Annotated in this window: 15 protein-coding genes; 2 read left to right on the top strand and 13 right to left on the bottom strand. The window is 66.3% G+C overall.

Annotated elements, in window-relative coordinates; genetic code table 11:
* Positions 1 to 5 precede the first annotated feature (5 nt).
* The 3 genes from BN2156_RS27795 to BN2156_RS27785 form a co-directional block, all read right to left on the bottom strand.
* Positions 6 to 1,538 (bottom strand): nitric oxide reductase activation protein NorD, encoded by a 1,533-nt coding sequence (locus tag BN2156_RS27795; protein ID WP_090518158.1) that lies wholly within the window; start codon positions 1,536 to 1,538, stop codon positions 6 to 8.
* Between the two features lie 111 nt (positions 1,539 to 1,649).
* The gene (locus BN2156_RS27790; RefSeq protein ID WP_090518157.1) at positions 1,650 to 2,258 is read right to left on the bottom strand and encodes a TetR/AcrR family transcriptional regulator; all 609 of its coding nucleotides are present in this window, start codon (positions 2,256 to 2,258) and stop codon (positions 1,650 to 1,652) included.
* A gap of 12 nt (positions 2,259 to 2,270) precedes the next feature.
* Positions 2,271 to 3,002, bottom strand: a complete 732-nt coding sequence (locus BN2156_RS27785; protein ID WP_090518156.1) for a hypothetical protein — start codon at positions 3,000 to 3,002, stop codon at positions 2,271 to 2,273.
* Between the two features lie 227 nt (positions 3,003 to 3,229).
* Between BN2156_RS27785 and BN2156_RS27780 the strand changes: the two genes are divergently transcribed.
* Both BN2156_RS27780 and BN2156_RS27775 read left to right on the top strand, forming a co-directional pair.
* Entirely contained in the window at positions 3,230 to 4,018 is a 789-nt protein-coding gene (locus tag BN2156_RS27780) for an SDR family NAD(P)-dependent oxidoreductase (protein WP_090518155.1), read from the top strand.
* 19 nt (positions 4,019 to 4,037) lie between these two features.
* The gene (locus BN2156_RS27775) at positions 4,038 to 5,111 is read left to right on the top strand and encodes an NAD(P)H-dependent amine dehydrogenase family protein (protein ID WP_090518154.1); all 1,074 of its coding nucleotides are present in this window, start codon (positions 4,038 to 4,040) and stop codon (positions 5,109 to 5,111) included.
* Between the two features lie 20 nt (positions 5,112 to 5,131).
* On the opposite strand, the gene frdD is transcribed toward BN2156_RS27775, so the two are convergent.
* The 10 genes from frdD to BN2156_RS27725 form a co-directional block, all read right to left on the bottom strand.
* Positions 5,132 to 5,491, bottom strand: coding sequence for a fumarate reductase subunit FrdD (gene frdD / locus BN2156_RS27770; RefSeq protein ID WP_090518153.1), 360 nt, complete (start codon positions 5,489 to 5,491; stop codon positions 5,132 to 5,134).
* Complete coding sequence (locus tag BN2156_RS27765) at positions 5,488 to 5,862, bottom strand: fumarate reductase subunit C (protein ID WP_090518152.1); 375 nt, start codon at positions 5,860 to 5,862, stop codon at positions 5,488 to 5,490. Before BN2156_RS27765 ends, frdD begins: the two co-directional genes overlap by 4 nt.
* Positions 5,859 to 6,602 carry a succinate dehydrogenase/fumarate reductase iron-sulfur subunit gene (locus BN2156_RS27760; RefSeq protein ID WP_090518151.1) on the bottom strand — a complete coding sequence of 248 codons (744 nt, stop codon included), beginning with the start codon at positions 6,600 to 6,602 and terminating at the stop codon, positions 5,859 to 5,861. The genes BN2156_RS27765 and BN2156_RS27760 overlap by 4 nt, the downstream gene beginning before the upstream one ends.
* 1 nt (position 6,603) lies before the next feature.
* Positions 6,604 to 8,346 carry a fumarate reductase (quinol) flavoprotein subunit gene (gene frdA, locus BN2156_RS27755; RefSeq protein WP_090518150.1) on the bottom strand — a complete coding sequence of 581 codons (1,743 nt, stop codon included), beginning with the start codon at positions 8,344 to 8,346 and terminating at the stop codon, positions 6,604 to 6,606.
* 9 nt (positions 8,347 to 8,355) lie between these two features.
* On the bottom strand, positions 8,356 to 8,598 hold the full coding sequence (locus BN2156_RS27750) for a hypothetical protein (RefSeq protein ID WP_090518149.1): 243 nt from the start codon (positions 8,596 to 8,598) through the stop codon (positions 8,356 to 8,358).
* A 76-nt stretch (positions 8,599 to 8,674) separates the two neighbouring features.
* Positions 8,675 to 10,141, bottom strand: coding sequence for an acyl-CoA synthetase (locus tag BN2156_RS27745; protein ID WP_090518148.1), 1,467 nt, complete (start codon positions 10,139 to 10,141; stop codon positions 8,675 to 8,677).
* Positions 10,138 to 10,905: an SDR family NAD(P)-dependent oxidoreductase gene (locus tag BN2156_RS27740; protein ID WP_090518147.1), complete on the bottom strand. Its 768-nt coding sequence runs from the start codon at positions 10,903 to 10,905 to the stop codon at positions 10,138 to 10,140. The genes BN2156_RS27745 and BN2156_RS27740 overlap by 4 nt, the downstream gene beginning before the upstream one ends.
* Complete coding sequence (locus BN2156_RS27735; protein ID WP_090518614.1) at positions 10,905 to 12,464, bottom strand: AMP-binding protein; 1,560 nt, start codon at positions 12,462 to 12,464, stop codon at positions 10,905 to 10,907. The genes BN2156_RS27740 and BN2156_RS27735 overlap by 1 nt, the downstream gene beginning before the upstream one ends.
* 15 nt (positions 12,465 to 12,479) lie before the next feature.
* A complete protein-coding gene (locus BN2156_RS27730) occupies positions 12,480 to 13,217 on the bottom strand; it encodes a GntR family transcriptional regulator (protein ID WP_090518146.1) in 738 nt (245 codons plus the stop codon).
* A gap of 4 nt (positions 13,218 to 13,221) precedes the next feature.
* Entirely contained in the window at positions 13,222 to 14,823 is a 1,602-nt protein-coding gene (locus BN2156_RS27725) for a Vgb family protein (RefSeq protein ID WP_090518145.1), read from the bottom strand.
* Between the last annotated feature and the right edge of the window lie 33 nt (positions 14,824 to 14,856).

The raw sequence follows: 14,856 nt of genomic DNA, 5'->3' as shown, positions 1-14,856 counted from the left end.
CGTCGTCATGCTGATACCAGCTCCCTGTGGACATGCGCGAGGACCCGGGGCAGGTCTTCGACGCGGCGGATACGTTGGGATCGGCGGTCGCCGAAGACCTCCGGCAGCGGGTCGACCCGAACCGGGCCGACGCCGACGTAGTAGACGGAAACGCCCGCCTCGTTGGCTTCTTCGACGGCGTGCGCGGCATCGGCCCAGGCGTAGCGGCCCTCGTAACCTTCGTCGGAGATCAGGCCGTCGCCGATCACGATGAGCAGCCGTCGTTCCGATTGCTGTGACAGCAGCCGGATGGTCAGGTGGCGCAGCGGTGCACCGAGCCTGGTATATCCGCCGGTGGACAGGCCGAGGAGACTCGGCGGCACGAAGCGGCGGTCGCTGAAGTCCTTGAGGCAGCTCACCTCGACGCGGTGCCGGGTGTTTCCGGTGAAGGTGAATATGCCGTGCCGCTCCCTGGCCAGGGTCATCGCCCGAGACAGTGCGTCAGCACAGGCCAACTCCAGCTTGAAGATTCGCCCACCGTGTACGCCGAGCGACGAACTGCCGTCGAGCAACAGTGCGGTGGTCACATCGCGGCTGCTGGGCAGTAGTTCACGGAAGATGCGCGGCTCCACTGCCTCGCCGGCCGTCACGTCGATGTAGTGGCTGACGTACTGCTCGACGTCGAGGTCGGAGCCGTCCTCCAAGCGGTTCTTCATGGCACGGTGGGTGTGCTCGGAGAACCACTTCCTCAGCTCGGCCGAAGCGGAGCTCGGCTGGTGTGTTCCGCTGACATGTTGCCGTTCCAGAACCGCCACGTGATCGCGCAGGAAGCTCTGCGTCCACGCGTTCCATTCGGGGTACGGGATGCCCTGCCGATGCTCCGGGGTGACGTCGAGGTCGTTGTCATGGGGCCGGCTCGGTGGTGGCAGATTGGGGTTGCGGACGCCGCCGTCTCCGCCCACCGGAATGGAATACGGTCGTGGAAGACGCTTTTGCGTTGTCGTCCAGGGCATTCTGCCGAAGCTGCGGCGCAGTTTGTCGGTCAGGCCCTGTGGCGTTGTGAAGGCCCGCGGCAGTCGACCTATGAGTGGGTGAACGTCGGGCACATCGCCCGCGCGTGCCGCCTCGACCGCTCGACGCAGCATCTCGTCGGCGCCAGCGGTGGCCGGAAGTACTTCCAGGTCCGGGACGACATTTCCGAACTCGTCGAGCAGCCCAGGCCAGTTCGCCGCGATCCATCCCAGCGAGACCCCGGCCTCGACGATGGTCAGAGCGCGTAGTTCGCGGGCCGAGAGCTCGTTGAGCCGATAGTCGGCCAGCCGGTCCTTGGAAGGCGAACATTGAAGCGCCACACCGCAAGTGAGGGTTCGGCGTGTCCAGTCGCGTTCGAGGTGTGGATAGGGGACATGGACGTAGTCGAGCGTGGTACTTACGCCGAAGGCGCGGTGCCCTCCGGTGACCAGACGGACGCCCGCGCGGCGCTGCCCGCTCAGTGCAACGGCCGTCACGGCGCAACTGCGTTCGAGTGCCAATGCATGCGCATCGGAGAGTTCGGTCATGAGGTTCAGAACGTCCCGATGTTGGAGAACATCCAGTACCAGAACCAGATCACCAAGCCGGTTCCGCCCCATGCTGCGACATAGCGGAGGATCTCCCAGATCCAGTCCATTTCAGACCTCCTTATTGGTCAGGCCACGTAGGGCGGTTGTCACCAATTTGGCCAACATCGTGTCTCGGCCTTCGCCGTGTTCGGTTGTGGTCAACACGCCGTAGAGGCCGAGTAGGAAGAACGTCGCGCTGTAGAAGGCGTCGACCTCGGGGTGGACTTGACCGTCGCCGCAGGCCCGCTCGATCTCAGCGACGAGGAGCACGATCACCGGATGGTCGGTCCATTCGTCCCTGGTCGGCCTGGTCGGTGAGAAGTGCAGCGCGAGTAGCTCTTTGAAGAGTAGTGGCCCGAAACGCCGTTCGAGCCCGCTGACCAACTCGACCAGTCGGGTCAGCGTGGTGGGCAGATCGCAGGCACCGTCGAGAACGCGGGCGAAGTCAGTCGCCATTCTGGCCTCTTCGCGCCGCTCCAGCTCCAGCAACACGTGCTCCTTGCTGGGGAAGTGGAAGAAGAAGGTGCCATGCGCCACCCCTGCCGCGGCGACGATTGCGCCGACATCGGCACCGGCCATGCCAAACGCCGAGAATTCGGCGATCGCGGCACCGAGTATGCGTTCTCGCGTCTGCAGCCGACGTTGTTGGCGTGCTGACGGTTTCACCTCAGGCGACATGGTTCCGCCCTCTCAGTCCGAGAAGATTTCGCGGTTCACGGTGTGCAGGTACGGGATCGCCAGGAACGGGGTGATGTAGAAGATGTCGTAGAGCCACCAGCCGACGACGGGGAAGATGACTCCGGCGTAGCGGACGTCGGCGTACATGGTCATGTTGAAGACGTAGATGCACCAGATCACCACGCCCATCCAGCAGGTGATGATCATCCATTGGTGGCCCCAGCGTTTCATCTGCAGGAATCCGATACCCGCCGCGATCCGCATCGTGAAGACGGTGAGGATCATGCCGGCTTCCATCGCCTTCTCACCGGGGCCCGCGGCGCCGCCGATCCATAGTTCGTTGTAGTGCCAGAAGTAGCCGGCATCGAACATCGCCCCCCACCCGTTCAGCAGGATCCGGGCCAGGATGGTGTGGCTGGCCATCAGGTCGAGCGCCCACCCGACGGTGTTGATCGCAGCGTCGATGATGACCAGATAGCCGAGCAGGGTGACCAGCATCGGGCGCACGGTCAGGCCGTCCCGCTGGGCCTTGCGCAGGAGCCAGACCCCGCGAAGGAACAGCGGTAGGCCGAATATTCCGAGTGCGGCGGTCCCGATCAGCAGGCCGCCCGAGATCAGCCACTTGTCGGCCTGGCGTTGGGCGCGACGCGAGATCTCCATGTGCTCGTCGAGACCGCTCGTCGAGGTGCCCGGCGCGGTGGGCGCCGTGCGCCTGCTACTCGAACCGGTCAATCGCAGATCCATGAATGCTGACTATAGTCAGTAACGTAACCGAGTCAACTGCAGCCTCCGACTTCGGCGAAACGGCATTCCGGCAGGTTCTTCGTCGAATATCTGCTGCTGGAATGCCGTTTCGGCGCAGGATGGTGACGTCTGCGGTGGTCCTGGAGGCGACATATTGGGCTTTTTCATTGACGTGAGTCAGGTTGAGTCGTTAGATGAAGACTGTTTTCGGCGAGAGGGGGTTCTCAATGGCAATGGAACAGTTCGATCTCACCGGGCAGGTCGCGATCGTGACCGGCGCGGGCAAGGGAGTCGGCCAGGGCATCGCGCGGGTGCTGGCGGAAGCCGGCGCATCGGTCGTCGGGACGGCTCGCACGGAATCCGATATCGTCGCGACGATCGCGGGCATCGAGACGGCCGGTGGCAAGGGCGTCCCGGTTGTCGCTGACGCCATGAGTCGGCCGGATGGCGAACGCGTCGTCGAAACCGCGATGGAGCAATTCGGCCGGATCGACATCCTCGTCAACAACGTCGGCGGATCCACCTACGCGCGGTTCCTCGACATCACCGACGAGGACTTCAGGCACACCTTCGATTGGTGCGTCACCTCGGCGTTCATCATGAGCCAACTTGTGGCGCCCCACATGATCGAGGCCGGGCGCGGCTCGATCGTCAACATTTCTTCAGGCTCGGCCCGGTTCGGCATCCGCGCGTTGACCGCCTACTGCACGGCCAAGGGCGGTCTCGAGGCGCTGACCCGTGCGATGGCGCAGGAGTTGGCGCCGAAAATCCGGGTGAACGCGATCGCACTGGGGTCGTTCGCGACCGATGGCCTGCAGGGCAGCCTGGATATGTTGCCGGGCTCGCTGGAGAAGATGAACGAGGCAACGCCTCTGCACCGACTCGGCGATGTCGAGGATCTCGGCCGGCTGTGTGTTTATCTGTCGACCCGCGACTGCTACGCCACCAACGCTATCTTCCATGTGGACGGCGGTATCGAGTCGAACAACTCGCCGCTGCCGATCCCCGACTACTGAACACGAACGGAGCGCAACGATGCGCAGAGTGGTTCAATTCTCGACCGGCAACGTCGGCAGGCATTCCCTGGCGGCGGTCATCGGCAGACCGGATCTGAAGTTGGTGGGGGTCCATGCTTCGGGCCCGGAAAAGATCGGGCGTGACGCTGCCGAACTGTGCGGACACCGTGAGCCAACGGGTGTCATCGCGACCGACGACATCGACGCGCTGATCGCGCTCGGGCCGGATTGCGTGGTCTACACGGCGCTGGGTGAGACGCGGCCGATGGAAGCCATCGAGCAGATGTCGCGCTTCCTGGCGGCCGGGATCAACGTCGTCGGCACCTCGATGGTGTGGCTGGTCACCCCCCACCAGGCCGACGACTGGCTGCGGGTGCCGCTCGAACAGGCTTGCGCAGAGGGGAATTCGTCGCTGTACGTCAACGGCATCGACCCCGGCTACTCGGGGGACACGGCGGTGTATGCCGCGCTCAGTCTGGTCACTCGTGCCGAGTCGGTCACGGTCAAGGAGATCTTCGACTACGGAAATTACGACGACTACGAATACACCGGCACGGCCATGGGTTTCGGTACCACTCCGGACGACGACCTGCCGATGGCGTTCCAGCCTGGTGTGATCACGTCGATGTTCGGCGGCCTGGTGCGAAATCTCGCCGATCGTCTCGGGGTGGAATTAGACGAGGTCACCGAGCGTTTCGAGCCGTGGTACACCCCTGAGCGCATCGAATGCACGATGATGACCGTCGAGCCAGGGCAGTTGGCTGGGACGCGATTCGCCGCCGAAGGCGTTCGAGGCGGCGTGCCGGTCATCACCATCGAACACACCACGCGCCTCACACCCGCGGCGGCACCCGATTGGGAATATCCGCCCGACGGGCAGTCGGGCGTGCACCAGGTGATCGTGGAGGGGGAGCCGCGCATCGAAATGAGCACCAGCCTGTCCCATCCGGTGCTGGATGTGACCGATGCCGGGTGCGTGTCCACAGCCGCTCGTGTGGTCAACGCGATCGACTGGGTGTGTCGCGCGCCCGCGGGATTGGTCGCAGTCGAGGATATTCCACCGACCTCGATGATCCGCGGATTGATGTGGTGAGTGGTCAACGTTCTCTCGCGCTACACCGTGAGTAGAACCCAGACCGCGGCGATCGAGCACAAAGCGGCTGTCCCGTAAGCGCATACCGCGATCGCCCAGTCGAAGCGGCCGAGTTTCAGGCCGTGTTCGACCATGAACCGGGCCCGGTGGGCCCAGTGGAACAACCCCAGCACGAAGATGCCCGCCAGTACAATCCTGGTCAGCGGATTGCGCATCACGGCCAGCAGCTGCCCCGGGTCGGGGGCGTCGAGCAGCCCGAGCGGGAACACCACGCCGAACAGCAACATCAGCACCGGCAGCGTCAGTGCGCTCACCATGCCACCGGCCGAGAACAACAGCCAGAAGTATGGTTCCGGTGTCCGGCGGGTCGTCGCGCTCATGCCAGCACCACCCAGGCGATCACCGCTGAGACGGCCAGCCACGCGAGGTAGTGGCCGGCCAGCACCGCACCCGCCGGCACGCGTCGGCCCCGCAGGTGCACGACCATCGCCCGGGGCGCCAGGCTGAACCAGGTGATGGTGTGCAGCAACAGGAATGCCAGCGTCACGAGGTTCAGCACGATCACCAGCGGGTGGCTGCTGAAAGCCGCGAACCAGTCCTGGTGGCCGGTGCTGTATGCCCACACGAGGATCACCAGGTACACCACCGACCAGGCCACGAACTCGCAACTGAGCTCGCGCAGCATGTACCGCAGATAGGACGCCCGTTTGGTCCACCACAGCAGCGGAACCGGCTGCCGATAGGTCGTCATCGTGCGGCCCTCGGCAGGAGCAGGCTCTTCACCGAATGTGTTGCCGCCGTGAGCTTGTAGCGCTGTATCGCGCCGGCCGGGTCGACACCCTTCGGGCAGGCCACCGAGCATTCACCGACGTAGGTGCACGCCCAGGCACCGTCGGCGGCGGCCAGCACATCGCGACGGTCCTCCTCGCCTTCGTCGCGGGAATCCAGGTTGTAGCGCTGGGCCAGCGCGATCGCCGCGGGCCCCAGGAAGTCCGGGTCCAGCGCGTACACCGGACACGCCGAGTAGCACAGCATGCAGTTGATGCACATGCTGAACTGCTTGAACTCATCCAGTTCGGCTGGGGTCTGGCGGTATTCGTCATCCTCGGCCGGCTCGTCGTTCTCGCGGATGATCCATGGCTTGACCCGGGGCAGTTTGGTCATGAAGTCGCTGATGTCGACGACGAGATCGCGGATCACCGGGAAGTTGCGCATCGGCTCCACCCGCACCGGGCCGGGGAGATAGTCGACGAGGAACGTCGCGCATGCCAGTTTCGGCTCGCCGTTCACTGTCATGCCGCAGCTGCCGCAGATCCCCATCCGGCATGACCACCGGAAACTCAGTGTGCCGTCGAGCCGGTCCTTGATGTAGTTCAGCCCGTCCAGTACCGCCCATTCCCGGGTGAGGGGGACATCGTAGGGCTGCAGCACCGGCTCGCTATCGGTTTCGGGCCGATACCGGGCCACCTCCATGACAATTCGGTCTGCCATCTCATCTCCCGTAGATCCGTTCGCCCGGTGGCCAGCGGGTGACGGTGACCGGCAGGTAGTCGATCCGCGCTGAGCCGTCGGACTCTCGATGGGCCATGGTGTGGGCCAGGAACTGTTCATCGTCGCGGCTGGGGAAATCTGTCCGCTGGTGTGCGCCGCGGGATTCGGTGCGGTGCAGGGCCGATTCGATGATCGTCTGGGCGATGTCGAGCATCCCGGACAACTCGAGGAAGGCCAGCAGTTCCGTGTTGAACGTGTGGCTGTGGTCGTCGATCCCGGCGTTGGCGAAGCGCTCCTGCAGCTCCCGCACCTGTTCGACGGCCTTGGTCAAGGTGGGGCCGTCGCGGTAGATGCCGGCGGCGGTCTCCAGCACGGTCTGCATGTCGGTGCGGATATCGGCGATGCGTTCACCACCGCTCTCGGTGCGCCGGCTCAGGTCGTGTTCCAGGCGAAGTTCTTCGGTGCGGGCCTGCGTCTGCACCGCGGTGGGGACCGCGCCGACGCCGGACACATACTCGGCCGCGGCGCGCCCGGCGCGGGCGCCGAACACCAACAGCTCCGGCAGAGAGTTCGAGCCCAGCCGGTTGGCCCCGTTGATGCTGACGCATGCCGTCTCGCCGGCGGCGTACAGCCCGGGAAGGGTTGTGGCGCCGTTGATATCGGTGTGGACTCCGCCCATCATGTAGTGCACGACGGGCCGCACCGGCACCAGCTCGGAGACGGGATCGATGTGCTGATAGTCGCGGCACAACTCGCGCACGAACGGCAGCTTGGTGTCGATGAGCTTGGCGCCCAGGTGCCGTAGGTCCAGGTACACCACGGGACCGTACGGGGTTTCGTCGGTGCGGCCCTTGTCCAGCTCATGGACGAACGCCTGCGACAACCGGTCTCGCGGGCCGAGTTCCATGCTGCGCAGCTTGGGTTCTGGTGTGGGCGTGCCCAGGTCGTAGTCCTGCAGGTACCGGTAGCCGTCCTTGTTGAGCAGCCAGCCTCCCTCGGCTCGGGCGGCCTCGGTGATCAGGATGCCGGTGAACGGCAGCCCGGTCGGGTGGTACTGCACGAATTCCATGTCCTTGAGCGGTGCTCCGGCCCGGAACGCCAACGCCATCCCGTCGCCGGTCTTGATGTTGGCGTTGGTGGTGAAGGGGAACACGCGGCCGCATCCGCCGGTGCACATGATGACCGCGTCGGCCAGGATCGTCTCGATGCGTCCGGTGGCCAGCTCGATCGCCACGAGACCGCGGACCACACCGTCATCGACAAGCAGTGTGGTGGCGAACCATTCGTCGTAGCGGGCGATGCCGGGGTAGGAGAGCACCCGCTGGAACAGGGTGTGCAACAGGTGGAATCCGGTCTTGTCGGCGGCAAACCAGGTGCGCAGCTTCTTCATTCCGCCGAATGCGCGAACCGCGATGTGTCCGTCCGGTGTTCGGCTCCATGGGCAACCCCAGTGTTCGAGCTGCATGAGCTCGAGCGGTGCCTCGGCGACGAAGGCTTCGACGGCGTCCTGATCGCAGAGCCAGTCGCCGCCGGAGATGGTGTCGTAGGCGTGTTCGTCTATGGTGTCGTCGGCGCCCGCGACGGCCGCGGCGCCGCCCTCCGCCGAGACGGTGTGGCTGCGCATCGGGTACACCTTCGACACGATCGCCACGTTCAGGCGCGGGTCGGTCTCAGCGATGGCGATCGCGGCGCGCAGACCGGCGCCACCCCCACCGATCACCACTATGTCGTGTGAGGCGGTCATCGGCCGTTCTCACACTTCGAAGGCCTCATGCTCTCGGCAGCGCTCGTCTCGCAGCACCTTGCCGTCATGCCTCACGGTGCGGATGGCCACGCATCCGTCGTGGTAGACATGCCGGGTCTCACGGCAGCCGCAGGCGAACTTGAAGTCGTCGAAGCTGAGGCCGTCGTCATCGTTCTCGATGTGGTGGTCGCCCTGGGTGGTGCGCCCGCAGGGTGCCTTCTGGCTGGGGAAATGCGTCGTTGTGGCGGTCATGGCCCGCCTCCTCGGGTCCGGCATAAGTGATCCAGATCACATCAGCGTATGCCAGCGGCAACCCACCCGTCCATGGCTACTTCAACTGGTCCCGTAGCTCCCGCTTGAGCACCTTGCCGTAGCTGTTCTTCGGCAGTGCGTCGATGAACTCGTAGCGCTTGGGCCGTTTGAACCGGGCGATGCGTTCCAGCAGATGCGCATCGAGTGCTGCCGCATCGACGTCGCCGACCACGAAGGCGACCACCACCTCGCCCCAGTCGGCATCGGGTGCGCCGACGACGCCGGCCTCGATCACGTCGGGATGCTCCAGCAGCGCTTCCTCCACCTCGCGGGGATAGATGTTGCTGCCCCCGCTGATCACCACGTCCTTGGAGCGATCGCGCAGGGTGAGGTAGCCGTGCGCGTCGAAGGAACCCATGTCGCCGGTGTGCAGCCAGCCGTTCTTGAGCGTCGTGGCGGTGGCGGTTGGGTTGTTCCAGTAGCCCGACATGACGACGTCGCCGCGGCAGACGATCTCGCCGATCTCGTCGACGGCGGCTTGCGTGCCGTCCTCGTGCAGCACGGCCACCTCGACGCCGGAGCGCGGATAGCCGACCGAGCCCAGTGTCGCGTCGTCGGCATCGACGTGGTCCCGGCGGCGCAGCCCGGTGATCGTCATGGGTGCCTCGCCCTGCCCGTAGAGCTGCACGAAGATCGGCCCGTAGGCGGCCAGCGCCTTCTTGAGGCTGTCGACGTACATCGGACCGCCGCCGTAGACAACGGTTTTGAGGTTCTGCGGGCGGGGCCGGCCGGTTTGAACGAGCCGCTGCACCATGGTCGGGGCCAGAAAAGCACTGCTGCCGGGGTGGTGGCCGCACAGATCGAGGAACTCGTCGGGTTCGAATGCCGCGGACTCCGGTATCACCTGGCGGGCGCCGCGCAGCACGTACGGCGGGATGTACAGGCCGGACCCGTGGGACATCGGGGCGCCGTGGATCAGGCTGCAGTTCTCGTCCGGGTCGTCGAAGTCGGCCAGGTGCGCCACCGTCATCGCCAGCAGGTTGCGGTGGGACAGCATGGCGCCCTTGGATTTTCCGGTGGTGCCGCTGGTGTAGAACAGCCAGGCCAGTGAACCCGGGTCGCTCAAAGGGGGGTCGGCAGCTTCGGCACCGAATCGATCCGAGTAAGCCTGGCCGCCGATGGTCTCGACGGGCACGTCGGTGGCCGCCAGGCCGTCGGCGATCTTGGCCGATGCGAATACCTGCGCCGCACCGGAATCGGCCAAGATGTCGGCCATCTCGCGGGGATGCAGCTTGTAGTTGACCGGCACGAACGCACACTCGGCAGCCCAGATCGCGAACATCAGCTCGACGATCTCGGGCCGGTTCTCGCTGGCGACGGCGACGCGGGTGCCGCGGTCGCCGAGTGCCTTCAGCGAGGTGGCCAGTCGCAACACCCGCTCACGCAATTGGGCCCAGGTCAGCAGTTGGCGTTCGCCCAGAAACACCGCGCCCCGGTCGCCGAACCTCGTCGCGGCCTGGTCGAGCACCGCGAAAGTGTTCATTCCGCAACCCACTTGGCGCTGAGTGCGAAATCGGACAGGTACTTCGTCGAGCTCCAGCCGCCGTCGACGACGATGGTCTGTCCGTTGATGAAGCTGCCTCCGTCGGAACACAGGAACGCGACGGTGGACGCAATATCCTCGACCCGGCCCAGCCGGGTGTGCGGCGTCATCTCCGTCTGCATCTTGCGGAAACCCTCGTTCTGCAGCCGTTGCTCAACCATCGGCGTCACCGTGACACCGGGCGCCACCGCGTTGCACCGGATGCCCTGGGCCCCGTACTGGCAGGCGATGTGCGTGGTGAGCGCCGTCAATCCACCCTTGGCGGCGGAGTACGCGCCGCCGCGCAGTCCGCCGACGACGGCGAACGTGGAGGTGACGTTGATGATGGCCGAGCCGGGTCCCATGTGCGGGATCACGTCGCGAGCCAGCCGGAACGGCGCCCGCAGCATCAAACCCAGGAAGTAGTCCAGCGTTTCGTCATCGGTCTCGTGCAAGGGCTTGGGGCTGCCGACACCGGCGTTGTTGATCAAGAAGTCGATGCGACCCCAGCGGGTCGACGCGGCCTCGACGATGCGTTGCGGCGCGTCGTCGTCGGTCAGGTCGACTGCCAGGGTCGCGATCTGGTCCGGGGCGGCCCGTTCGAGTTCGGCGAGCCGGTCGGTGTCGCGGCCGGTTCCGAGCACGGCCATCCCGGCCTCGGCGAGTTTGGTGGCACACCCGAATCCGATGCCGCTGCTGGCTCCGGTGACGATCGCAACCTGCATTAGTCGTGCCCCTTCAGAGTCGCTCGGATGTGATGTTTCAGCACTTTGCCCGCGTCGTTCTTCGGCAGGGCATCCCAGACTTCCACCCGCTCGGGTGTTTTGAACCGGGCCAACCCGTGCTCGGCCAACACCCGGCCCACCTCCGAGACGTCAGGGCACCGGCCGTCCGCGGTCACCAGCACCGCGCAGGCGCGTTCCCCGGTGCGGTCGTCGGGTACGCCGACCACGGCTGCCTCGACGATGCCGAGGTGACCGACCAGGATGTCCTCGACTTCCTTGGGCGAAATGTTCTCGCCGTTGCGGATGATGAGGTCCTTGGCCCGCCCGGTCACCTGCAGGTAGTCGCCGTCGACCCATCGGCCGAGGTCGCCGGTGCGGAAAAAGCCGTCTTCGTCGAAGGATTCGATCTCGTCCTCCGGGTGCAGGTAGCCGAGCAGCATCTGCGGGCCCCGGGCCCGGATCTCTCCGGAGACCAGCCGGATCTCGGCGATGCCGGGCCGGCCGTCGGTCTCGGCAGCGTGCTCGACGCTTCCGGGTTCCAGTGCGCCGACGGTGGTGACCGGAACCTCGGTAGAGCCGTACACCCGGCTGACCACGGCGCGTTCGAAATAGCCGGAGGCCCGCCGGATGAGCGACGGCGGCACCGATGCGCCACCGCAGATGAACACCTTGAGATCGGGTAGCCGGGTGCCGGCTCGCTCGGCGGCCCCGAGCAGCTGTTCCAGAAATGGTGTGGCCCCGGCCATGTGGGTGCATTTGCGTTCGCTCATCAGGGCGACGCCGTGCTCGGCGTTCCAGCGCTGCATCAGTACCGCGGTGCTCCCCAGCAAGAGCGGGCATTCGAAGGCGTAGATGGAGCCGCCGATGTGGGCGATGGGGGAGGGTACCAGGAAGGTGTCGCCAGGGTCGATCATCCAGTGGTCGCGCAGCTGCAGGATCAGTGCGTTGATCGAGTTATGGCTGTGCAGTACTCCTTTGGGGCGTCCGGTGGTGCCCGAGGTGTACATGATCATCCGGATGTCGTCCGGGTCGAGCGCGGGCAGATCGCGGTCCGGTGCGGCCGGGCGGGTGTCGAAGGTGTGGTGCGGCCCCGGATCCCCGCGCAGCACCACCACTTCCGGTGGCGTGTCCAACTGGCCGCACACCCGGGTGAGCATCGCGGCGTAGTCGTGGGTACCGAACTGGGCGGGGATGAAGATCGCGCGACTGTGAGCATCATCGAGGATGAAGCGCAGTTCCCGGTCGCGAAGGGAGGGCAGGATCGGGTTGACCACCATGCCGGCCAGGGTGGCGCCCAGATAGATGATGGCCGCCTCGTGCCAGTTGGGCAGCATGAAGGACACCACGCTGCCGGTGGGCATCCACTCGGTCAGCCGCATCGCCAGAGCCCGGGCGCGGTCGTGCAATTCGCGCGCCGTCAGCGTGATGTCGCCGTCGACCATCAGCACGCGCCCGGGGGCGTCGCGCGCCGCATCGGCCAGGGCGCCGGCCAAGGTCGCGGACCCCCACAGACCCCGGGCGTACGCGTCGGCCGCACGGGTCTGGTCCTGTCCCGCCAGGTTTCGCACCCCGACTCAGCCTTTGACCCGGCGCATCGTCATGGCATGCCGGAACCGGTCCGACGGGTGGGTGTTGACGGTGACCTGGGCGATCTCCCCGTCGGAGGTGGTGTAGGTGCGTTGCATCTGCAGGGCCGCGCTGCCCGCGGCGATCTTGAGTCCCGCGGCCAGTTCGGGTGAGGTGACGATCGCCGAGATCTCTTGGTGCACTTCGACGATGCTGACGCCGAACAGATCCTCGATCAGCGGGAAGATCGGTCCGGAATGGCGTTGCAGCAGCCGGCCGACGGCGGCGAAGCTGCGGTTGATGTAGTACTCGGTGCGGCACACCGGTGCCACATCGCCGTCGGCCTGCCGGTAGCCACGCACCGCCAGCCACTGCTCACCGAGCGGGAGCCCGGTGCGCTCGGCCAACTCACCGTCGATCGTGACCATGGCGTTGGACTCGATGGTGAACTGGGCGCCGGTGGCGAACGCCAGCAGGTCGTTGATCGAGACCACGTCCTGGGCATAGGTATTCGTGGCGGCCCGCGGTGCCACCGTGGTGCCCGCCCGCGGGCGGGAGATGACCAGGTTGTCGTCGCGCAGCCGCCGTAGCGCCTCACGGACGGTGTACCGGCTGACCTCGAACCGCTCACATAGTTCGTGTTCGGTGGGCAGCTGTGCGCCCACCGGGTACACCCCGTCGACGATCTCCTTGCGCAGGGTGCGTGCGACCTGCAGGTAGCGGTGGTCGGCCGGTGTGACAGTCATGGTGTCAGCCTCTGCGCAGCGCCAGGACGCTGCCGTCGCCGTCGCCCGAGATATAAAGCGTGCCATCGGGTCCCGCGGTGATCCCGGCGAACGGGCCCTGTGGACCGGAGAACGGCGGCATGCCCTTGAGCGGCTTGGGGGTCACCCCGGGCGGCGGTCCGACCGGCAGTCCCGTGGCGATCGTGGTGCGGGCCGCGGTATCGTATTCGTACTCGACAATTTCTTTGCTGCCCGAATCGACGATGTAGAGTACGCCGTCGCGCACGAGGACTCCGTGCGGCGTGTGTAATCCGTCGACCAGCGGTGTGACACTGCCGCCGTGCACCCGGATGACGGCGCCGGCCACCGATACCAGCGGTGCGCCATCGGGCGCGATCGCCACACCGACCGGGGTGTCCAGGCCGGAGGCCAGCACGCTGACCGAACCCTCGCGGACCGAGAGGAGCCGTCCGGCACCCTGTTCCACGACCACCACGGAACCGTCGGGGGCCTGTGTCACGCCGTAGGGCTGGTCGATGCCGCTGGCGAGCACCTGGCTCACCTCGTCCTCGGCGCCGCCGGGGCGATAGCGGGTCACGGTGTCGGCCGCAGTGGTGACGATGAATTCCCCTGGCCCCGAAGCCGTTACGCCACGCAGGAAGCCCGGGTAGCCGGGCGAGAACAGCATCGCGACAGTCTCCAGGGCGCCGTTGGCGCCGACCCGGTAGAAGTAGGTGCCGTCGGCGACATAGAGATTGCCGTCGGGGCCGACGGTGAGATCCAGCGGCCAGTTCAACCCACCGGGCAGCAGGGCCTGAGTGCTGCCGCCGGACAGGATCTCGGTGATCTCACCGGTGAAGTTCGAGACGAACAGCCGGCCGTCGACCAAGGTGCAGTTGTCCAGGCCGGGGTTCAACTGGGCCAGCAGGGTCTGCTCACCGGTGCGTGGATCGATGCGCAGCACCTGGCCGCTGGCCACCTGGGTGGACACGATGTAGCCGTCGGCGTCGAACTTGACCGAGTCCGGGACGCCCAACCCGCCGGCCACCACCTCGGGCCGGCCGCCATCGGGATCGATGCGCCAGATCTCGTTGGCGCCCATCACGGGGAAGTAGAGCAGGCCGTCGGGCCCGACCTCCATGGCATTGGGTGAGGGCACGTCCTCCAGCAGGATCCGCGGGGCGCCGCCGGCCAGGTCGAACTCCATGAGCCGACCGCCCTCCCGGCACTCGCCGATGAACAACCGGCCCTGATGGAAGGTGATGCCGTTGGCCGAGGGGACGTCGTCGCGCAGCACGCGGGTGGCACCGTCGGCTCCGCGCACGCTGACGCGGCCATCCATCACCTCGGTGGCGTAGAGATTGCCTGCCGGGTCGAAGGCCACGTCGTCGGGGGCGATGATGTCGCCGCCCTTGGCGCTGACGGTTTCCAGCCGCCCGGTTTCCAGGTCGAGCGCGCTGATCTGGCTGCCGGTCACCTGTGCGACGTAGATGCGGCCGTCCGGGCCGGTGCGCAGCCCGTTCGCGCCGAACAGCCGGCTCGGGCCGGTGACCTGCTCCAGCGTCCAGTCCGCGGCCACGGACGGGTTTGCGGTGTATCTCGCATCGGATACCAGAGGGGGGCTCATGACCTCGGACGTTAGCAACTCGCTGTAGTCCAG

Origin of the sequence: Mycolicibacterium neworleansense (genome assembly GCF_001245615.1) — a bacterium.
GTDB classification, from domain to species: domain Bacteria; phylum Actinomycetota; class Actinomycetes; order Mycobacteriales; family Mycobacteriaceae; genus Mycobacterium; species Mycobacterium neworleansense.
This window is presented reverse-complemented; position numbering and strand designations above follow the sequence as displayed.